Here is a 22,083-nt window from a genome sequence, read left to right as displayed (position 1 = left end):
CCAGAAGAACAAACAATTAAAACCCTCTTCTACATGGCAGATGGTGAGCTTGTTGCAGCCCTTCTAGTTGGAAATGACCAACTCAACGAAGTCAAGTTGAAAAACCATTTGGGAGCAGATTTCTTTGACGTTGCTAGCGAAGAAGAAGTGGCAAATGTTGTTCAAGCAGGATTCGGTTCACTTGGCCCAGTTGGTTTGCCAGAGAATGTAAAAATCATCGCAGACCGTAAGGTGCAAGATGTTCGCAATGCAGTTGTGGGAGCTAACGAAGATGGCTATCACTTGACCGGTGTGAATCCAGGTCGTGATTTTACTGCAGAATATGTGGATATCCGTGAAGTTCGTGAGGGTGAAATTTCCCCAGACGGGCAAGGAGTCCTTAACTTTGCGCGTGGTATCGAAATTGGTCACATCTTCAAACTCGGCACTCGCTATTCAGCAAGTATGGGAGCAGATGTTTTGGACGAAAATGGCCGTGCTGTGCCAATTATCATGGGATGTTACGGTATCGGTGTCAGCCGTCTCCTTTCAGCAGTGATGGAGCAACACGCTCGCCTCTTTGTTAACAAAACGCCAAAAGGTGAATACCGTTACGCTTGGGGAATCAACTTCCCTAAAGAATTGGCACCATTTGATGTGCACTTGATTACTGTCAATGTCAAGGATGATGAAGCGCAAGCCTTGACAGAAAAGCTTGAAGCAAGCTTGATGGGAGCTGGTTACGAAGTCTTGACAGATGACCGTAACGAACGTGTCGGAGTCAAATTCAGCGATAGTGACTTGATTGGATTGCCAATCCGTATCACTGTTGGGAAGAAAGCAGCCGATGGCATCGTAGAAGTTAAGATTAAAGCGACTGGTGATACTATCGAAGTTCATGCAGATAACTTACTTGAAACGCTTGAAATCCTCAGCAAGAAATAAAAACTATAATCAGAAGAAAAACAAGGAAAAAATGTAACTAGTTTTTACCTTGTTTTTTCTGTATAATGGGAAAAATGACTAGATAAAGAGGTAAATGTATGCTAAGATTTCCAAAGGATTTTGTCTGGGGATCCTCTACTTCTGGACCACAAACAGAAGGACGTGTAGCTGGTGACGGTAAGGGAGATAATCTCTGGGATTATTGGTACCAAGTGGAGCCAAATCGTTACTATAATGGGATTGGTCCAGATAAGACATCGACCTTTTATGAAAATTGGGAAAAGGATATTGAGCTACTGTTAGAAACTGGTCACACGGCCTTTCGGACTTCTATTCAGTGGTCTCGTATTTTCCCGCAAGGTCGTGGAGAAGTCAATCCTCAAGGGGTGGCTTTCTACCGTCAGGTCTTTGAGGCTATTAAGGCCAAGGGGATTCGTCTTTTAGTCAATCTCTATCACTTCGACCTGCCATTTGCCCTCCAAGAAGACGGGGATGGCTGGGAAAATAAGGCAACTGTCAAGGCTTATGAAGACTATGCTCGTTTTTGTTTTGAGACTTACGGTGACTTGGTGGATCAATGGATTACCTTTAACGAGCCCATCGTACCTGTAGAGTTTGGCTATTTCTATGATGCCCATTATCCTCACAAGGTAGATGCCAAAGCGGCGGTCAAGGTAGCCTATCATACGCAACTGGCTAGTAGTCTTGCGGTTAAGGTATGTCATGAGATTCTGCCTGATTCCAAGATTGGTATTGTCCTCAACTTGACACCGGCTTATCCACGTAGCCAGCATCCTGCTGATGTCAAGGCTGCTCGTATTGCGGACCTTTTTCAGGCCCAATCTTTCTTAGATCCGTCTGTTTTGGGGACTTATCCACAGGAGTTGGTAGAAATCTTGCATGAACACGGTCTCTTGCCTGATGCTACAGAGGAGGAGTTGGAGATCATTCGTGATAATACGGTGGACTTCCTTGGTGTCAATTACTATCAACCTTTACGTGTTATGGCACCTCGATTTGCTAAGCATCCAGAGAGTCCACTCTTACCAGAACATTTTTACGAGCCTTATGTGATGCCTGGACGTAAAATCAATCCTCACCGTGGCTGGGAGATTTATGAGCAGGGGATTTATGACATTGCCCAAAATATCAAGGAAAATTATGGCAATATTGAGTGGATGTTGACAGAGAATGGTATGGGTGTTGAAGGGGAAGAAAAATTCCGTGAGAATGGAATGATTCAAGATGATTACCGTATTGACTTTGTAAAAGGTCATCTTCGTGAACTGCACCGTGCCATTGAAGATGGAGCCAATTGTAAAGGATACTTAATCTGGACCTTTATTGACTGTTGGTCATGGCTCAATAGCTATAAAAATCGCTATGGCTTGGTCGAATTAGACTTGGAAACGCAAGAACGTCGTCTGAAGAAATCAGGGCACTGGTTCAAGGAATTAAGCGAGAATAATGGATTTTAAAAAGGACTCTGACTGATTATCCTAATTGGTCAGAGTCTTTTGCTAACAGGAGCGTAATTTGAACTATACCAATTTTTACTCTTGACAAGTGAAAGAAACAAGTATATACTGTTTTTGCTGATTCTATAAAAGAGGAATTAGACTATACCAATTTTAAGGAGAAAGCACAGCTGGCCTGTGTCGTATATACTATGTGTGGAATTGTTGGTGTTGTTGGAAACACAAATGCAACTGATATTTTGATTCAAGGGCTTGAAAAGCTCGAATACCGTGGATATGATTCTGCGGGGATTTTTGTCCTAGGTGGTGCTGAGAACCATTTGGTGAAGGCTGTTGGTCGTATTGCAGAATTGTCTGCTAAGACAGCTGGTGTTGAGGGTACAACTGGTATCGGACATACTCGTTGGGCGACTCACGGGAAACCAACGGAAGACAATGCTCACCCGCACCGCTCTGAGACAGAACGTTTTGTCTTGGTTCACAATGGAGTGATTGAGAACTACCTTGAAATCAAGGAAGAATACCTTTCAGGTCACCACTTCAAAGGGCAAACAGATACGGAAATCGCCGTTCACTTGATTGGAAAATTTGCAGAAGAAGATGGCTTGTCAGTTCTTGAAGCCTTCAAAAAAGCTCTTCACATCATCCGTGGTTCTTATGCCTTTGCCTTGGTTGACTCACAAGATCCTGAAGTCATCTACGTGGCTAAAAATAAATCACCACTTTTGATTGGTCTTGGGGAAGGCTACAATATGGTTTGTTCAGACGCCATGGCTATGATTCGTGAAACCAACCAATACATGGAAATCCATGACCAAGAGTTGGTAATTGTTAAGGCTGATAGTGTGGAAGTTCAAGACTATGATGGCAACAGTCGTGAACGTGCTAGCTATACTGCGGAACTTGACTTGTCTGATATCGGTAAGGGAACTTATCCTTACTACATGCTTAAGGAAATCGATGAGCAACCAACGGTTATGCGTAAACTCATCCAAGCCTACACAGATGAGGCTGGTCAAGTTGTCGTAGACCCAGCTATCATCCAGGCTGTTCAAGACGCAGACCGTATCTATATCCTTGCAGCTGGGACATCTTACCACGCAGGATTTGCTTCTAAGAAAATGTTGGAAGAATTGACAGATACACCAGTTGAACTTGGAATCTCATCTGAGTGGGGCTACGGTATGCCACTTCTCAGCAAGAAACCACTCTTCATCTTTATCAGCCAATCTGGTGAAACAGCGGATAGTCGTCAGGTTTTGGTTAAGGCTAATGAAATGGGAATCCCAAGCTTGACAGTGACAAATGTCCCAGGTTCAACTCTTTCACGTGAAGCTAACCATACCATGCTCCTTCATGCAGGTCCTGAAATTGCCGTGGCATCAACTAAGGCTTATACAGCGCAAATCGCAGCCCTTGCCTTCCTTGCAAAAGCAGTCGGAGAAGCAAATGGCAATGCCAAAGCGCAAGCATTTGATTTAGTTCATGAGTTGTCAATCGTAGCTCAGTCTATCGAATCAACTCTTTCAGAGAAAGAAACCATTGAAGCCAAGATTCGTGAGCTTCTTGAAACAACTCGCAATGCCTTTTACATTGGACGTGGTCAAGATTACTATGTAGCCATGGAAGCAAGTCTCAAACTCAAAGAGATTTCTTACATCCAGTGTGAAGGTTTTGCGGCAGGAGAACTTAAGCATGGAACTATTGCCTTGATTGAAGAAGGAACGCCAGTCTTGGCCCTCTTGTCAGATCCAGTTCTTGCCAACCACACTCGTGGAAATATCCAAGAGGTCGCAGCCCGTGGTGCCAAAGTCCTCACTATCGCAGAAGAAAATGTTGCCAAAGATACAGATGATATCGTTCTTACGACCGTCCACCCTTACCTCTCACCAATTTCAATGGTTGTGCCAACGCAATTGGTCGCTTACTTTGCAACACTCCACCGTGGCCTTGATGTGGACAAACCACGTAACCTTGCTAAATCAGTAACGGTAGAATAATCTAAAAAAGTCTAGTTATCTAGGCTTTTTTTGTGAGCAAATCGGTTGCTTGTAGTCAAGATTCGTGTTAGAATAATTTTTCAAATTGAAGGACAGAAATAGACAGGGAGAATCGCAATGGTAGAATTGGGAATTTCAACATTTGGGGAAACAACGGAGCTTGAAGGGACTGGGCAAACTTACAGTCATGCCGAACGCATTCGTCAGTTGGTGGCAGAGATTGAACTGGCTGACAAGGTTGGTTTGGATGTATATGGTATTGGTGAGCACCATCGAGCAGATTTTGCAGTATCAGCTCCAGAGATTGTCCTGGCAGCTGGGGCAGTCAATACCAAGAAAATCCGTTTGACCAGTGCAGTCAGCATTCTCTCGAGCATGGATCCGATTCGTTTGTTCCAACAGTATGCCACTATTGATGCTTTGTCAAATGGACGTGCGGAGATTATGGCTGGAAGGGGTTCTTTCACGGAATCATTTCCTCTGTTTGGCTATGATTTGAAAGACTACGAAGCTCTTTTTGATGAGAAATTAGATTTGCTTCAGTTAGTCAATGAAAAGACAAAACTAGATTGGCAAGGTCGCTTGACCCAAACAATCTCTGGCAAAGAAGTCTATCCTCGTCCAGTTCAGGAAAAATTACCCTTGTGGATAGCGACAGGTGGTCATGTCGAATCAACAGTGAAGATTGCTCAGGCAGGCCTACCGATTGTCTATGCCATTATCGGTGGTAATCCTCGTTATTTTAAAAAATTGATTCAGGCTTATCGTGAGATTGGGAGCGAAGCAGGCCATGCCAGTCATGAACTAAAGATTGGAGCTCATTCTTGGGGCTGGATTACTGAGGATGGCGAGCAGGCTGTGAAAGATTATTTCCATCCGACCAAGCAAGTGGTGGATGCTATTTCCAAAGACCGTCCGCACTGGCAGGAATTGCGTTATGAGCAATATTTGGAGCAAGTTGGACCAAATGGTGCTATGTTTGTGGGCAATCCAGATCAGGTGGCAGAAAAATTAATTCGTATGATTGAGAATTTAGGATTGGACCGCTTCATGCTCCACCTACCGCTTGGTTCCATGCCTCATGAACAAGTCCTGAGAGCTATTGAACTCTTCGGCACACAAGTTGCCCCCAAAGTACGGGCTTATTTTGCCATGAAAGAGGCTTAATAAAAAATCCTAATCAAGTTTATTAGGACAACAAATATTGTACAAAAATTAATCCCCCGAGCTATAATGCTTGGGGGATTTTTCTATAGGAGGGCTAGTTTAGTTCTCTTTTTTGTTTTTTAGCAAGAACCCGAGACCTAGAAGGGCAAGGAGACTAATTCCTGCAAACAGGAGTTTGTGATCGTTTTTGGTTCCTGTATTTGGAAGTTCAGCTTGTTTAGCTAGGGGTGCAGGTCTATTATCCTTGCTAGAGTTTTCTACCGATTCGTTTTGAACCGCCTCTTTTACAGATGATGCTTGTGCTTCTTGTGCTGGTTGTTGAGCTTGTGAATCGTTTGTAGCTTGGCTAGGTTTATTTTCCGCATCAGCTACTTTTGTATCTGATTTTGCAGAATCAGGTTTAGTTTGTGGAGCTGGAGTTTGTTGTTCCGGTTTGACTACTCGGTTTGACATATTGTCTTGGCTGTTATTTTGACCGTGTTCTTGTTTTAAGCTAGAAAGATCAAATTCTGGTTTTTCTTCCATAGCTGGGGCAACAATGGCACCGCCTTGAGAGACTCGAAGAACAGTAGCTGTAAGGGCATTTAATTTCAAGCCTTTTTCAGTCCACTCAAGTCCTTTCGGGTTGGCAATTCCGACTGGCCCTGCTTGGTTTTCATCTGCTAAAACTTCAGCATTTCTGAGATGTGCAAAGGCAGTTCCCAAATTAAATTCGCGAGCTTTTTCGTCCGCATTGACAAAGACTGCGTAGATATCACCGTTTGGAGCAGTAATTTGGTAGCCAATCACTACATCCTCTTTTTCTACACCATTTTGACCTGGGACAGTGATGAGGTGGACACGGTCTTTGATATCTTGGAGACTCTTAAGTCGGAAGGCATCTGTAGATTGACGAAGGGCAATCAACCCTTTCATATAGTCACGGCTCTTGACATTTTCAGGATATGCTTTTCCATCTGTAGCTTTAGTCCAGTCAAACTTGTTAATAGCATCACTCGAATCGTAAGAGTCATGGATGAAGTAAGGATAGTCAAATGGATTGCCGTCCTTATCACGCAACAAGTGAGATTTGTTTGGAACCTTATCCTCCGATACTGGAGTCTTGTAGGCTGGGTCACGGAATTGTTTAGTACGTCCGTATTCCTGACCAGAGTGGATAAACGGAGTTCCTTGAGCTGTCAAGACCATGAGGTTTCCAAGTCGCAAACGACGGTGGATTTCAGCATAGTTCTCAGCCTTGCTTGGGTCTTTTTTGATAGACTGGGCGATGATGTCAAAGAGGGTCAAGTTATCATGGGCTGCGATGTATTGGATGACATCTCCAGGGCTGTCAGCTTCAAAGTTGGTTGGTTGAGCAATGATATTTTTGAAGATGGTGTTGATATCACGCTTGCCACCTGTGATAAAGGCAGGTTGACCTTCGTTTGGATAACCAGACTTGAGGTTGTTACGAATGTCATCTGAAAAGACAGCGACTGTATCGGTATGTTTCATCCAATCTTGGTCAGCAGCTTTAGTAGGCATGTTCTCATCACCTGCATAGGTTCTCCAACCTTCACCAAGCATGATTAAGTGTGGATTGAGGGCGCGTGCGGCCTTGTACGCTTCCTCGATAGAAGCGGCATCATGGTCTCCCATCATATCGAAACGGAATCCATCCACTTTGTAGGTATCAACTAGATATTTGATAGAGTCAACTAGGAGTCGTTTGGTCATATGGTGGGTTGTCCCCAAGCGTCCACCACCAAAGCTAGTTCGAGGTGTCCCATCAGCATCCATAAAGTGGTAGTAGTTTGGCTCTAAATCTTCAAAGATATCGACCTTGGCTGTATGATTATACACTACATCTAGGATAGCTCCCATACCACGTTTGTGGATCTCGTTGATGAGGTTTTTAAATTCTGCGATTCGTTTTTCTGGATTTTTAGGATCGCTTGAATACATACCAGTCAAGGAGAAGTAGTTTTGAGGATCATATCCCCAGTTATAGTTGCTGTTGCTTGAAGCATAGTCAGACAAGCGTTCATGGTTTTTCAATTCATTGACAAAGTAGTAAGACAAGACTGGAAGGAGCTGGATGTGGGTCACACCTAAGTCTTTGAGATAGTCTAGTTTTTCAATGAAGGCTTCAAAGGTACCAAATGGTTTGGTCAAGTCTTTTGCAATGGCAGGATCTGAAGTGAAGTCACGCACATGAGCTTCGTAGATAACGGCATCTTCACGAGTCTTGAAGTTGTGAATCTTACCATAAGTCAAGTCTTGAGGTCCTAGTTTAGCTGGATCTACAAAGGCAGCTTTAGCCACTTTATGGGCATCGTCAATCTTGGTATCGTCACTATTCCAAGCAGCGAGGGACTTAGCGTAAGGATCGAGTGCAAGAACAGTTTTACCTTGACGTTCGATTTGGTATTGATAATAGTATCCAGTGAAATCTGTGATTCCGAGTTTGTTTGTGCTATCTAGAGTTTGTTTCCAAGTTCCTCTTTCCCCTTTTTCAAGAGCGACAGTTCCAACCACTTTTTCAGGGTTATTCTTGTCGTAGACAACGACAGAAACCTTGTCAGCACTTGGTGACCAAAGGGTTAAATCAACTTGTTTTCCTTCTTCTTTTAGGTCAGCTCCAAGTTTGCCATCATAACTGTAAGTCTCATCTTTCAGACGCCAGCTTGTTTTGGTAGTGAATTGGTCAGCGTTGTAGCTCACGGTATAAGGATGTTTTGTGTCCGAGAAATCTCCACTGTAGGTCACTTTCTTACCAGCTTCATCGATTGCAACATCGGTGATAGCTACTTTATTTCCTAGGTGATTAGTGATGTTGGAGTGTTTGAGGATATCCTCTTTTTTAGCACCGACAAGTGTTGAAAAACTACTCTCAATGCTAGAAGTGCCTACGTGTTGGGCTCCTGTCATGCGGATATCGTGCACATAGTAGGGGTTGGTGTAGATGGTTTCGTCATCATCTTTTAGGAAAATTTGGCTATGATTTTTCAAATCTGTGAACTTATAATCTTCTTTACGGATTTTCACATCGTCTCCTTGTTTGTTTCTGTCTAGTAATAAAAATCCAAGGTCTTTAGCTGCATCTTTGAGTGGAATATCGATATAGCGACCATATTTGCCTGTAGCCGTAAAATCTGTTCCGTTAGGCCATTCACCACTACTTGGATTTTTCACATCTCCCCAGTACCAGAGAGATTTCTTGTCATAGTTGCCATCTGTACGGTAGTAGTTGACGCGAATAGTTCCTGCAGGTTGTGGCTCGTAAGAGAAAACCTTGTGTTCTTGGTCCAACCAAGCCTCATTCATATTTGGTGCCAGTTTTTCTATCGATTTATCGCCGGTTAGATTTTTCCCAGCTGTATTATTGATGAGGAAGCTAATTTTCTTGGCTTGTTCTCCCTTTAATTTGACATCTAGGTAGTAGCCATAGTCATCTTTTTTGGCATCCTTAAAGGACAAGGCTCCGTTAGGCCAGTTTTCAGATGGTTTTTCAACATCGTCCCAAGTCCATAGTCCTTGAGCATCCTTGTTTTCTTCAGGAAGCTTTTTGACATGGATACGGAAGTAGTTGTCTTCTATTGGTTCTTCTGCCTTAGTTTCAGTCGTTACTGGACTCGTAGAAGTAGTTGGTTCACTTGAACGATCTTGTCCGGTTTGTGGGGCTGAATCGGCGGGAGTTGCAGCAGGAGTAGTTGGCTCTGTTGCAGGTTTTTCTTCTGTTTTCTTTAGGGAAGCGTTTGCACTATCGGGTGAAGAAAAATCGCTTTCGTTCTTGCCAGCGATGTTTGTTGCATCAGTAAGAGGTTGGGTAAGGGCAGTAGTAGTTTCACTAATACTTGAGTTAGTGGTTGTAGTATTTTCGTTGGCTGAGATAGTTGGTGTAGCCATGGCAAGTAGAATAAAGCTTGCTCCAATAAGGACAGAACCAGTTCCATTCTTGAGTGAACGGATGCTGTAAACCATTTTTTTCTCAGTGTGAGATTGTGTTTTTCTCATAATGATTCTCCAATAAATAAATTTCTATATCAGTATAGCACTTAGTAAAATGAGATGCAAGCGTTTTCCTAAAATTAAACTAAAAGAAAAATCGCAACAAATTTTGCTACGATTTAGCCAGTCTTTCTTATAGGAAAAGATTTTGTCAAAAAATTGTTAAACCCCTTGAAAAATCTAGCTAAATAGGGTATAATATGAATAATCATTTGTCGTAGGTTTTGTCTGAAATATTGTCCAGACAAGGCTCACAGCAGTTAAATCTTCTGAAAAAGTCAGATTTAGCTGCTCTTTTTGTGCTTTTTTTCAGGATTTCGCGTGTTTGTAACAAAGACTTAAAGATTCTGAAAATTCATCAAGAGGACACGGTGATAGGGGTTTTTAAAACCATATGACGATTAGAAAAGCCTGATTGACAAGGCTTGGAACTTATTTACAAAGGAGAATCATCTTGGCAGGACATGACGTTCAATACGGGAAACATCGTACCCGTCGTAGTTTTTCAAGAATCAAAGAAGTTCTTGACTTACCAAATTTGATTGAAATTCAAACTGACTCATTCAAAGATTTTCTAGACCATGGTCTGAAGGAAGTATTTGAAGATGTATTGCCAATTTCAAACTTCACAGACACAATGGAGTTGGAATTTGTTGGATATGAAATCAAGGAACCAAAATACACGCTAGAAGAGGCTCGTATCCACGATGCTAGCTACTCAGCACCAATTTTTGTAACCTTCCGCTTGATCAATAAAGAAACTGGCGAAATCAAAACTCAAGAAGTTTTCTTTGGCGATTTTCCAATCATGACAGAAATGGGTACTTTCATCATCAATGGTGGTGAACGTATCATCGTATCTCAGTTGGTCCGCTCACCAGGTGTTTACTTTAACGACAAAGTTGATAAAAACGGTAAAGTGGGCTATGGTTCAACTGTTATCCCTAACCGTGGAGCTTGGTTGGAACTTGAAAGCGACTCAAAAGATATCGCCTACACTCGTATCGACCGTACTCGTAAGATTCCATTTACAACCTTGGTTCGTGCGCTTGGTTTCTCAGGAGATGATGAAATCTTTGATATCTTTGGGGACAGCGAATTGGTTCGCAACACTGTTGAAAAAGATATCCATAAGAACCCAATGGACTCTCGTACCGACGAAGCTTTAAAAGAAATATACGAACGCCTTCGTCCGGGTGAGCCTAAGACTGCTGAAAGCTCACGTAGCTTGCTTGTGGCTCGTTTCTTTGACCCACGTCGTTATGACTTGGCAGCAGTTGGTCGTTACAAAATCAATAAAAAACTCAATGTTAAAACACGCTTGCTTAACCAAACTATTGCTGAGCCATTGGTAGACCCTGAAACAGGAGAAATCTTGGTAGAAGCTGGAACAATCATGACTCGTAGTGTGATTGAAAGTATTGAAAGCCATTTGGATGGTGATTTGAACAAGATTGTTTACATTCCAAATGATGCAGCGGTTGTAACTGAGCCAGTTGTTCTTCAAAAATTCAAGGTTGTTGCTCCAACTGATCCAGACCGCGTTGTAACGATCATCGGTAATGCTAATCCAGATGATAAAGTTCGCATCGTAACACCTGCAGATATCTTGGCTGAGATGAGCTACTTCCTTAACTTGGCTGAAGGACTTGGCCGTGTAGATGATATCGACCATCTTGGAAACCGTCGTATCCGTGCGGTTGGTGAATTGCTTGCTAATCAAGTACGTCTTGGACTTTCTCGTATGGAGCGTAATGTCCGTGAACGTATGTCTGTTCAAGATAATGAAGTCTTGACACCACAACAAATTATTAACATCCGTCCTGTCACAGCTGCAGTTAAAGAATTCTTTGGTTCATCACAGTTGTCACAGTTCATGGACCAACACAACCCGCTTTCTGAGTTGTCTCACAAACGCCGTTTGTCAGCCTTAGGACCTGGTGGTTTGACACGTGACCGCGCTGGATATGAAGTTCGTGACGTGCACTACACTCACTATGGTCGTATGTGTCCAATCGAGACACCTGAAGGACCTAACATCGGTTTGATCAATAACTTGTCATCTTACGGACACTTGAACAAATATGGTTTTGTTCAAACACCATACCGTAAGGTTGACCGTGAAACAGGTGTTGTTACTAACGAAATCGTTTGGTTGACAGCCGATGAAGAAGATGAATTTACTGTAGCACAGGCTAATTCTCGTCTGAATGAAGATGGAACATTTGCTGAGAAAGTTGTCATGGGACGTCACCAAGGGGTCAACCAAGAGTATCCAGCTAATGTTGTTGACTACATGGACGTATCACCAAAACAGGTAGTTGCCGTTGCGACAGCATGTATTCCTTTCTTGGAAAACGATGACTCCAACCGTGCCCTTATGGGAGCCAACATGCAACGTCAGGCTGTGCCGTTGATTAATCCTAAAGCACCTTACGTTGGTACTGGTATGGAATACCAAGCAGCCCATGATTCAGGAGCTGCTGTGATTGCTCAGTATGACGGTAAAGTTACTTATGCAGATGCTGACAAGGTAGAAGTTCGTCGTGAAGATGGTTCATTGGACGTTTACCACATCCAAAAATTCCGTCGTTCAAACTCAGGTACTGCCTACAACCAACGCACTCTCGTAAAAGTTGGCGATGTCGTTGAAAAAGGCGATTTCATCGCTGACGGACCTTCTATGGAAAATGGAGAAATGGCGCTTGGACAAAACCCAATCGTTGCCTACATGACTTGGGAAGGTTACAACTTCGAGGATGCCGTTATCATGAGCGAACGCTTGGTGAAAGACGATGTCTACACATCTGTCCACCTTGAAGAATACGAATCAGAAACACGCGATACAAAGCTTGGGCCTGAAGAAATTACTCGTGAAATTCCAAACGTTGGGGAAGATGCCCTTAAAGACCTTGACGAAATGGGTATTATCCGTATCGGTGCTGAGGTTAAAGAAGGGGATATCCTTGTAGGTAAAGTAACACCTAAGGGTGAGAAAGACCTTTCAGCTGAAGAACGTCTCTTGCACGCTATCTTCGGAGATAAATCTCGTGAAGTGCGTGATACTTCTCTTCGTGTACCACACGGTGCCGATGGTGTCGTTCGTGATGTTAAGATCTTTACACGTGCAAATGGAGATGAATTGCAATCAGGTGTTAATATGCTGGTTCGCGTCTACATCGCTCAAAAACGTAAGATCAAGGTCGGAGATAAGATGGCCGGACGTCACGGAAATAAAGGGGTTGTCTCTCGTATCGTTCCTGTAGAAGACATGCCTTACCTTCCAGATGGAACTCCAGTCGATATCATGTTGAACCCACTTGGGGTGCCATCACGTATGAATATCGGTCAGGTTATGGAGCTTCACCTTGGTATGGCTGCTCGTACTCTTGGTATTCACATCGCAACACCAGTCTTTGACGGAGCAAGTTCTGAAGACCTTTGGTCAACTGTTAAAGAAGCTGGTATGGATAGCGATGCCAAAACAATCCTTTACGATGGACGTACTGGGGAACCGTTTGATAACCGTGTTTCTGTCGGAGTCATGTACATGATCAAACTCCACCACATGGTTGACGATAAATTGCACGCGCGTTCAGTAGGACCATACTCAACTGTTACCCAACAACCACTCGGAGGTAAAGCTCAGTTTGGTGGACAACGTTTCGGTGAGATGGAGGTTTGGGCTCTTGAAGCCTACGGTGCATCAAATGTCCTTCAAGAAATCTTGACTTATAAGTCTGACGATATCAACGGACGTTTGAAAGCTTATGAAGCCATTACAAAAGGAAAACCAATTCCAAAACCAGGTGTTCCAGAATCCTTCCGAGTTCTTGTCAAAGAATTGCAATCTCTTGGTCTTGACATGCGTGTCCTAGACGAAGATGACCAAGAAGTGGAACTTCGTGACTTGGATGAAGGAATGGACGAAGATGTCATCCACGTAGATGACCTTGAAAAAGCCCGCGAAAAAGCAGCACAAGAGGCTAAAGCAGCCTTTGAAGCTGAAGAAGCTGAGAAAGCAACAAAAGCGGAAGCAACAGAAGAAGCTGCTGAAGAATAAGCAGTTCACTTAGAATAGAAAGGGAAGAAATAGTGGTTGATGTAAATCGTTTTAAAAGTATGCAAATCACCCTAGCTTCTCCAAGTAAAGTCCGTTCATGGTCTTATGGAGAAGTCAAAAAACCTGAAACAATCAATTACCGTACCTTGAAACCAGAACGTGAAGGACTCTTTGATGAAGTTATCTTTGGACCTACAAAAGACTGGGAATGTGCTTGTGGTAAATATAAACGCATTCGTTACAGAGGGATTGTTTGTGACCGTTGTGGGGTTGAAGTAACGCGTACGAAAGTTCGTCGTGAGCGTATGGGACATATCGAATTGAAAGCTCCTGTATCTCACATCTGGTACTTCAAGGGGATTCCAAGCCGTATGGGCTTGACCCTTGATATGAGTCCTCGTGCCCTCGAGGAAGTTATCTACTTTGCGGCTTATGTGGTGATCGATCCTAAGGATACACCACTTGAGCACAAGTCTATCATGACAGAGCGCGAATACCGTGAGCGCTTGCGTGAATATGGTTATGGATCATTCGTTGCCAAGATGGGTGCCGAAGCTATCCAAGACCTTTTAAAACAAGTAGATCTTGAAAAAGAAATTGCTGAACTCAAAGAAGAGTTGAAAACAGCTACTGGACAAAAACGTGTCAAAGCCATCCGTCGTTTGGATGTTTTGGATGCCTTTTACAAGTCTGGAAACAAACCTGAATGGATGATTCTTAACATCCTTCCGGTTATTCCACCAGATCTTCGTCCAATGTTGCAGTTGGATGGTGGCCGTTTTGCCTCATCTGACTTGAACGACCTTTACCGTCGTGTTATCAACCGTAACAACCGTTTGGCTCGTTTGCTTGAGTTGAATGCACCAGGTATCATCGTTCAAAATGAGAAGCGTATGCTTCAAGAAGCGGTTGACGCTTTGATTGACAATGGTCGTCGTGGTCGTCCAATCACAGGGCCAGGTAGCCGTCCACTGAAATCATTGAGCCACATGCTTAAAGGTAAACAAGGACGCTTCCGTCAAAACTTGCTCGGTAAACGTGTTGACTTCTCAGGACGTTCCGTTATCGCCGTTGGTCCAACTCTTAAGATGTACCAATGTGGTGTGCCACGTGAAATGGCAATCGAGCTCTTTAAACCATTCGTGATGCGTGAAATTGTTGCCCGTGATATCGTGCAAAACGTCAAAGCAGCTAAACGTTTGGTGGAACGCGGAGATGAGCGTATCTGGGATATTCTTGAAGAAGTAATTAAAGAACACCCAGTACTTTTGAACCGCGCACCGACCCTTCACCGTTTGGGTATCCAAGCCTTCGAGCCAGTCTTGATTGATGGTAAGGCCCTTCGCTTGCACCCACTTGTCTGTGAAGCCTACAATGCCGACTTTGACGGGGACCAAATGGCCATCCACGTACCGCTTTCAGAAGAAGCCCAAGCAGAAGCTCGTATCTTGATGCTCGCTGCTGAGCATATCTTGAACCCGAAAGATGGTAAACCAGTTGTTACTCCATCTCAGGACATGGTTTTGGGCAACTACTACTTGACGATGGAAGAAGCTGGTCGTGAAGGTGAAGGAATGGTCTTCAAAGACCGTGACGAAGCGGTTATGGCTTACCGTAATGGTTATGTTCACCTTCACTCACGTGTTGGTATCGCAACAGACAGCCTCAACAAGCCTTGGACAGAAGAGCAAAAACACAAGGTCTTGCTTACAACAGTTGGTAAAATCCTCTTCAACGACATCATGCCAGAGGGTCTACCATACTTGCAAGAACCAAACAATGCCAACTTGACAGAAGGTGTTCCAGCTAAATACTTCTTGCCACTTGGTGGAGATATCAAGGAAGCAATCAGCAAACTTGAACTCACCCCCCCATTCAAGAAGAAAAACCTTGGAAATATCATCGCTGAAATCTTCAAACGTTTCCGTACGACAGAAACTTCTGCCCTACTTGACCGTATGAAGAACCTCGGTTACCACCACTCAACTCTTGCAGGATTGACAGTGGGTATTGCCGATATCCCAGTCGTTGATGACAAGGCTGAAATCATTGAAGAATCACATAAACGTGTAGAACAAATCACCAAACAATTCCGTCGTGGTATGATCACAGACGACGAGCGTTACAATGCCGTTACAGCTGAATGGCGTGCTGCCCGTGAAAAACTAGAGAAACGCTTGATTGCCAACCAAGATCCTAAGAACCCAATCGTTATGATGATGGATTCTGGAGCCCGTGGTAACATCTCAAACTTCTCACAGCTTGCCGGTATGCGTGGTCTGATGGCAGCTCCGAACGGACGTATCATGGAATTGCCAATCCTTTCAAACTTCCGCGAAGGTTTGTCAGTACTCGAAATGTTCTTCTCAACTCACGGTGCCCGTAAAGGTATGACCGATACGGCCCTTAAGACAGCCGACTCAGGTTACTTGACTCGTCGTTTGGTTGATGTTGCCCAAGACGTTATCATCCGTGAGGACGACTGTGGAACTGACCGTGGTCTTTTGATCCGCTCTATCGCAGAAGGAAAAGAAATGATCGAGTCACTCGAAGAGCGTCTCAACGGTCGTTACACTAAGAAAACTGTTAAACACCCAGAAACTGGTGCAGTGATTATCGGTCCAAACGAGCTGATTACAGAAGACAAGGCGCGTGAAATTGTTAATGCTGGTGTGGAAGAAGTGACTATCCGTTCCGTATTTACATGTAACACTCGTCACGGTGTCTGCCGTCACTGTTACGGTATCAACTTGGCGACTGGTGATGCGGTTGAAGTTGGTGAAGCAGTCGGTACAATCGCTGCCCAATCTATCGGGGAACCTGGTACACAGCTTACAATGCGTACCTTCCACACGGGTGGGGTTGCCTCAAATACCGATATCACTCAGGGTCTTCCTCGTGTCCAAGAAATCTTTGAAGCCCGCAATCCTAAAGGGGAAGCGGTTATCACAGAGGTTAAAGGACAAGTTACTGCTATCGAAGAAGATGCATCAACTCGTACCAAGAAAGTCTTTGTTAAGGGTGAAACTGGCGAAGGTGAGTACGTCGTTCCATTTACCGCTCGTATGCGTGTTGAAGTTGGAGACCAAGTAGCGCGTGGTGCTGCTCTTACAGAAGGTTCTATCCAACCAAAACGTCTCCTTGCAGTTCGTGATGTCTTGTCAGTTGAAACTTATCTTCTCGGTGAAGTACAAAAAGTTTACCGTAGCCAAGGGGTAGAAATCGGTGACAAACACATCGAGGTAATGGTTCGTCAAATGATCCGTAAAGTCCGTGTCATGGATCCAGGAGATACAGACCTTCTCATGGGTACCCTTATGGATATCAATGATTTTACAGATGCTAACAAAGATGTCCTTATCGCAGGTGGAGTTCCAGCGACAGGTCGCCCAGTCCTTATGGGAATTACCAAAGCCTCACTTGAAACCAACAGTTTCTTGTCAGCGGCTTCCTTCCAGGAAACAACTCGTGTCCTTACTGACGCGGCTATCCGTGGTAAGAAAGACCATCTCCTTGGACTTAAAGAAAATGTTATCATCGGTAAGATCATCCCAGCTGGTACTGGTATGGCCCGTTACCGTAACCTTGAACCACAAGCTGTCAACGAAGAAGAATACCTTAATCCTCCAGTAGAGGAAGAAGGGAATGAAGAAACAACAGAAGTAGTTGTGGATACTGCCGTTGAAACTGTGGAAGAAACAGTAGAATAAAAGAGAATGAGAGAGCCTTCGGGTTCTCTTTCTCTTTTCTGAAAACTTTCTCCATTTTTCCATGAAATGTGGTAAAATAAAAGAAAGAAGCTGACAAAGGAGACGGGTATGGAACAAACATTTTTTATCATTAAACCAGACGGTGTAAAAAGAGGATTAGTGGGTGAGGTGTTGAAACGCATTGAACAACGTGGATTTACAATCGAAAAATTGGAGTTGCGTTCACAGGTTTCAGAAGAGTTGATTGATCAGCACTATCAGGACTTGGTTGGTCAAAGTTTTTACCCACCGATTCGTGAATTTATGACTTCAGACCCTGTTCTTGTGGGTATCATTTCAGGCCCCAAAGTAATCGAAACTTGGCGGACTATGATGGGTGCGACTCGTCCAGAAGAAGCTTTACCAGGAACTATTCGAGGTGATTTTGCAAAAGCTGCTAGTGAAAACCAAGCTATCCAAAATGTTGTACATGGGTCAGATTCAGAAGAGTCAGCTAAGCGAGAAATTGCTCTTTGGTTTGACGGAAAGTAGTAAAAGTTTGATGTAAGGGTTACTTGCATCAAACTTTTTTGCATTTTAGAGTAGAAAACTGACAGTTGAGAAATATTCTAGCAATGGGGAGGATTTCTAGCCTATAATAAGAGCAAGTAAGGGAGGAAGAATGATGGAAAAAATGAAAAAGCAAATTCGTGTTTTGTTATTGCTGACGGTTTTTGGACTTAGTAGCTGTTCTTGTTTAAGTTTATCGACTTGGGCCTTGATGTTAAATCAAAACTGCTTCTATTATTTAATTGGCATGTTGCTCCTTGCCAGTATTGGTGCAGGGGTAAACTACTATAGAGGACAGGGAAATCAATCTTATTCAGTTTTTAAGGAAGATAAGCAACAATTCTTGTATAGTCTCTTGCTCTTAGTAAACATTTTGGGTTTAGCCTTAATTGTCATAGAGCATATCCTTGCAGGAAATACATCCGTAGAAGGGTTTGTGGAAGCCTTTCTACCTAGTTTCTTTTTCTTATTTGGTATTGATTTGCTAGTCTTTTTACCGATTCAGAAGTATTTAAATGGATTGAAAAAGATTTTAGGAAAGAAGGAAATCTGTTTTATTAGTGGACTAGCTACTCTAATCTTTCTCAGAAATCCTTGGATGCTATTGTCCATGACCTTTTATATTGCCTTGGGAATGCTATTTCTAGGACTGTTGGTGCCAAAAGTCATTCGCTGGGAAGTTTCATTTTACAGTCATTTGATGAGAGATATCTTGTTAGTTGTCTTCTTGCTGTTTCTATTTTAAGAACAAAAAAAGAGATAGTTCTAGTTTTACAATTTATAATATGGAATTCATAGATAATACCTAGACAAAGGACAACTTTTTGGTATAATAGAAACATGTACACTAAAAACGAAGAAGAGTTACAGTCCTTAGCTGAACGTTTGGGCTATTTATTAGAAAAGAATGATGTCTTAATTTTAACTGGTGAACTTGGAGCAGGCAAAACGACATTTACAAAAGGTCTTGCTAAAGGGTTACAGATTACTCAGATGATTAAGAGTCCAACCTACACTATCGTAAGAGAGTATGAAGGTCGTCTTCCGCTTTACCACCTAGATGTTTACCGTATTGAGGGAGATGCGGATTCTATTGATTTGGATGAGTTTCTCTTTGGTGGTGGGGTAACTGTCATCGAGTGGGGACATCTTTTAGGTGATGCCTTACCAGATACCTATTTAGAATTGGAAATTCTAAAAGAAGAAGACGGTCGCAGATTACATTTCCAAGCAAAGGGTTTGCGTGCAGAAAAACTCTTAGAGGAGCTTCAACATGGAGTATGAATTGCTCATTAGAGAAGCAGAACCTAGTGATGCGGCTGAATTAGTGACATTTTTAAATCGTGTCAGTGTAGAAACAGATTTTACCAGTCTGGACAGGAATGGCATTTTGATGACAGATACTGAGATGGAGTTGTTTTTGGATAAACATGCTCACTCGGAAAATCAAATCACTATACTGGCCTTGCTGAATGATGAAATTGCTGGTCTTGTAAATATCACAGCTGATCAACGCAAGAGAGTTCGTCATATTGGAGATCTCTTTATTGTGATTGGTAAGAAATATTGGAATAATGGGCTGGGAAGTTTGTTACTTGAAGAAGTCATAGAATGGGCACAGGCTAGTGGCATTCTTCGTCGACTTCAACTTACTGTCCAAACTCGTAATCAGGCTGCAGTTTATCTATATCAAAAACATGGCTTTGTAATTGAAGGTAGACAAGAGCGCGGTGCGTACATAGAAGAAGGGGAATTTATCGATGTTTACCTGATGGGTAGGCTGATAGATTAATAGAAATATGGTTAAAAAAATTATTGGAATGGTGCTAGCTTTTCTAGCTGTGACGGTTTTGGGTGTGGGTGTTTTTGCTTATACTATTTATCAGCAAGGTACACAAACCTTATCAAAAACCTATAAAAAAATCGGAGAAGAAACCAATGTTATTGAGGCGACTGAACCCTTAACGATTCTTTTGATGGGGGTTGATACTGGGAATGTAGAGCGTACAGATCAATGGGCTGGAAATAGTGATTCCATGATTCTCTTGACGGTGAATCCACATACTAAGAAAACCATGATGTTGAGTTTGGAACGTGACATCCTGACTAAAATTCAGCATAAAGATGGCCAGATTGAGGAAGCGAAGTTAAACGCTGCCTATGCTGGTGGTGGTGCAGAGTTAGCTATTTCAACCATTCAAAAGATGATGAATATCCATATCGATCGCTACATTATGGTTAATATGCAAGGATTGCAACAATTAGTAGATGCAGTGGGGGGGATTACGGTTAATAATACACTAGGTTTCCCAATTTCTATTAGTGACCAAGAAGAATTTAACACCATTTCTATTGGTGTTGGAGAACAGACAATAAATGGAGAAGAAGCGCTTGTTTATTCCCGCATGCGTTATCAAGACCCAGAAGGAGACTACGGACGTCAGAAGCGTCAGCGTGAAGTCATTCAAAAGGTTGTTGAAAAAGTTCTTAGTTTGAATAGCGTTAGTCACTATCAGTCTATCTTAAAAGCTTTAAGCACTAATATGCAGACTAATATTGATTTATCTGCGAAAAGTATTCCAAGCTTGTTGGGCTATAAAGATTCATTTAAAACCATTGAATCACAACAGTTGAAGGGTGAGGGAGAGATGTTGCAAGGGATTTCTTACCAGATTGTTTCGAGAGAGCATATGTTGGAAATGCAGAATATATTGCGACGTTCTTTGGGACAAGAAGAAGTCACTCAGCTGGAAACAAATGTTGTCTTATTTGAAGATTTGTTTGGACGGGTGCCTGTTGGTGATGGGGAGAATCAACAACAAGGTGTCTTTGTAACAAATGAAGTAGAATAGTTCATTTGTTGATAAAAATAAAAAAATCAATCGTGGGAAATTTCCTGCGATTTTTTCAAAAAAATACGAATAGATAGGTAGGAGGAAACATGAAAGCAGAAATCATTGCTGTTGGAACAGAGATTTTGACAGGGCAGATTGTCAATACCAATGCTCAGTTTTTATCGGAAAAACTAGCAGAGATTGGGGTAGACGTATATTTTCAGACGGCTGTAGGAGACAATGAAGCTCGTCTCTTGTCTTTGCTCGAAATTGCCAGTCAACGGAGCAATCTGGTGATTTTAACAGGTGGTTTGGGGCCAACTGAGGACGATTTGACCAAACAAACTTTGGCTAAATTCTTAGGGAAAGCATTAGTCTTCGATCCTCAGGCACAGGAGAAGTTGGATGTCTTTTTTGCCCAGCGACCAGACTATGCCCGAACACCGAATAACGAAAGACAAGCTCAAATTGTAGAAGGAGCGACTCCGCTGCCCAACGAAACAGGACTGGCTGTGGGAGGAATATTGGAAGTCGATGGAGTGACCTACGTTGTCCTTCCAGGTCCACCAAGTGAATTAAAACCCATGGTCTTAAACCAACTTCTACCCAAGTTGATGACAGGGAGTAAGCTATATTCCCGAGTTCTTCGTTTCTTTGGGATTGGCGAAAGTCAGCTGGTGACGATTTTGGCTGATTTGATTGATAATCAAACAGATCCGACCTTGGCCCCTTATGCTAAGACAGGAGAAGTCACTCTGCGTCTGTCAACAAAGGCTAGCAGTCAAGAAGAGGCGAATCAAGCGCTGGATATCTTGGAAAATCAAATCTTGGATCGTCAGACCTTCGAAGGCCTTTCTTTACGAGACCTTTGTTATGGTTATGGGGAAGAAACTAGTTTAGCCAGCATTGTGGTAGAAAAGCTGAAAAAGCAAGGGAAAACCATCACTGCAGCCGAGAGTTTGACGGCAGGGCTTTTCCAAGCCAATGTAGCGGATTTTTCAGGAGCTTCAAGTATATTTAAGGGTGGTTTTGTGACCTATAGCTTGGAGGAAAAATCAAAAATGTTGGATATTCCTGTCAAGGATTTGGAAGAACATGGTGTGGTGTCTGAATTTACAGCTCAGAAGATGGCTGAGCAGGCACGAAGCAAGACCCAGTCGGATTTTGGCATTAGTTTGACTGGAGTAGCAGGACCAGATAGCCTAGAAGGACATCCAGCTGGGACAGTCTTCATAGGATTGGCTCAAAAGCATGGAACTGAGGTCATCAAGGTCAATATTGGAGGCAGAAGTCGAGCAGATGTACGTCACATTGCGGTTATGCATGCCTTTAACCTAGTTCGCAAAGCTTTATTAAGTGACTAACTTT

General features: G+C 42.9%; 13 protein-coding genes. 12 read left to right on the top strand and 1 reads right to left on the bottom strand.

Annotated features, from left to right (window positions below):
* The 4 genes from RYK12_RS05295 to RYK12_RS05280 all read left to right on the top strand — a co-directional run.
* On the top strand, positions 1–924 hold a 924-nt coding region (locus tag RYK12_RS05295; protein ID WP_314847478.1), incomplete at its 5' end, for a YbaK/EbsC family protein.
* 98 nt (positions 925–1,022) lie between these two features.
* Positions 1,023–2,402 (top strand): 6-phospho-beta-glucosidase, encoded by a 1,380-nt coding sequence (gene bglA, locus RYK12_RS05290; RefSeq protein WP_261185063.1) that lies wholly within the window; start codon positions 1,023–1,025, stop codon positions 2,400–2,402.
* Positions 2,403–2,593: 191 nt separating this feature from the next.
* Entirely contained in the window at positions 2,594–4,402 is a 1,809-nt protein-coding gene (gene glmS, locus RYK12_RS05285) for a glutamine--fructose-6-phosphate transaminase (isomerizing) (RefSeq protein WP_261029423.1), read from the top strand.
* A 117-nt stretch (positions 4,403–4,519) separates the two neighbouring features.
* Entirely contained in the window at positions 4,520–5,569 is a 1,050-nt protein-coding gene (locus tag RYK12_RS05280) for an LLM class flavin-dependent oxidoreductase (protein ID WP_314847475.1), read from the top strand.
* A gap of 99 nt (positions 5,570–5,668) precedes the next feature.
* Here RYK12_RS05280 and RYK12_RS05275 read toward each other — a convergent pair whose 3' ends face one another.
* Positions 5,669–9,565, bottom strand: coding sequence for a pullulanase (locus RYK12_RS05275; protein WP_314847472.1), 3,897 nt, complete (start codon positions 9,563–9,565; stop codon positions 5,669–5,671).
* A gap of 448 nt (positions 9,566–10,013) precedes the next feature.
* Here RYK12_RS05275 and rpoB point away from each other — a divergent pair, with 448 nt between their 5' ends.
* From rpoB to RYK12_RS05235, 8 genes are all read left to right on the top strand, one after another.
* The gene (gene rpoB, locus RYK12_RS05270) at positions 10,014–13,622 is read left to right on the top strand and encodes a DNA-directed RNA polymerase subunit beta (RefSeq protein WP_084864756.1); all 3,609 of its coding nucleotides are present in this window, start codon (positions 10,014–10,016) and stop codon (positions 13,620–13,622) included.
* Between the two features lie 32 nt (positions 13,623–13,654).
* Positions 13,655–17,332 (top strand): DNA-directed RNA polymerase subunit beta', encoded by a 3,678-nt coding sequence (rpoC, locus tag RYK12_RS05265; RefSeq protein ID WP_314847466.1) that lies wholly within the window; start codon positions 13,655–13,657, stop codon positions 17,330–17,332.
* A 108-nt stretch (positions 17,333–17,440) separates the two neighbouring features.
* Positions 17,441–17,863, top strand: a complete 423-nt coding sequence (gene ndk, locus RYK12_RS05260; RefSeq protein ID WP_084928885.1) for a nucleoside-diphosphate kinase — start codon at positions 17,441–17,443, stop codon at positions 17,861–17,863.
* A 133-nt stretch (positions 17,864–17,996) separates the two neighbouring features.
* Positions 17,997–18,626 (top strand): competence protein, encoded by a 630-nt coding sequence (locus tag RYK12_RS05255; protein ID WP_261120328.1) that lies wholly within the window; start codon positions 17,997–17,999, stop codon positions 18,624–18,626.
* 95 nt (positions 18,627–18,721) lie between these two features.
* Entirely contained in the window at positions 18,722–19,165 is a 444-nt protein-coding gene (gene tsaE / locus RYK12_RS05250; protein ID WP_314847462.1) for a tRNA (adenosine(37)-N6)-threonylcarbamoyltransferase complex ATPase subunit type 1 TsaE, read from the top strand.
* Positions 19,155–19,673 (top strand): GNAT family N-acetyltransferase, encoded by a 519-nt coding sequence (locus tag RYK12_RS05245; RefSeq protein ID WP_314847461.1) that lies wholly within the window; start codon positions 19,155–19,157, stop codon positions 19,671–19,673. The genes tsaE and RYK12_RS05245 overlap by 11 nt, the downstream gene beginning before the upstream one ends.
* Positions 19,674–19,680: 7 nt before the next feature.
* Complete coding sequence (gene brpA / locus RYK12_RS05240) at positions 19,681–20,733, top strand: biofilm formation/cell division transcriptional regulator BrpA (RefSeq protein WP_000239273.1); 1,053 nt, start codon at positions 19,681–19,683, stop codon at positions 20,731–20,733.
* 89 nt (positions 20,734–20,822) lie between these two features.
* A complete protein-coding gene (locus RYK12_RS05235) occupies positions 20,823–22,079 on the top strand; it encodes a competence/damage-inducible protein A (RefSeq protein WP_314847459.1) in 1,257 nt (418 codons plus the stop codon).
* Positions 22,080–22,083 lie beyond the last annotated feature (4 nt).

Origin of the sequence: uncultured Streptococcus sp., assembly GCF_963518475.1 — a bacterium.
In the GTDB taxonomy this organism is placed as follows: domain Bacteria; phylum Bacillota; class Bacilli; order Lactobacillales; family Streptococcaceae; genus Streptococcus.
Note: the sequence above shows the minus strand (reverse complement) of the source record. Positions and strands in the feature narration are given on the sequence as shown.

Coding starts and splice junctions, on each gene's coding strand:
- bglA (WP_261185063.1), top strand. CDS start 1,023: ATGCTAAGATTTCCAAAGGATTTTGTCTGGGGATCCTCTACTTCTGGA.
- glmS (WP_261029423.1), top strand. CDS start 2,594: ATGTGTGGAATTGTTGGTGTTGTTGGAAACACAAATGCAACTGATATT.
- RYK12_RS05280 (WP_314847475.1), top strand. CDS start 4,520: ATGGTAGAATTGGGAATTTCAACATTTGGGGAAACAACGGAGCTTGAA.
- RYK12_RS05275 (WP_314847472.1), bottom strand. CDS start 9,565: ATGAGAAAAACACAATCTCACACTGAGAAAAAAATGGTTTACAGCATC.
- ndk (WP_084928885.1), top strand. CDS start 17,441: ATGGAACAAACATTTTTTATCATTAAACCAGACGGTGTAAAAAGAGGA.
- RYK12_RS05255 (WP_261120328.1), top strand. CDS start 17,997: ATGGAAAAAATGAAAAAGCAAATTCGTGTTTTGTTATTGCTGACGGTT.
- tsaE (WP_314847462.1), top strand. CDS start 18,722: ATGTACACTAAAAACGAAGAAGAGTTACAGTCCTTAGCTGAACGTTTG.
- RYK12_RS05245 (WP_314847461.1), top strand. CDS start 19,155: ATGGAGTATGAATTGCTCATTAGAGAAGCAGAACCTAGTGATGCGGCT.
- brpA (WP_000239273.1), top strand. CDS start 19,681: ATGGTTAAAAAAATTATTGGAATGGTGCTAGCTTTTCTAGCTGTGACG.
- RYK12_RS05235 (WP_314847459.1), top strand. CDS start 20,823: ATGAAAGCAGAAATCATTGCTGTTGGAACAGAGATTTTGACAGGGCAG.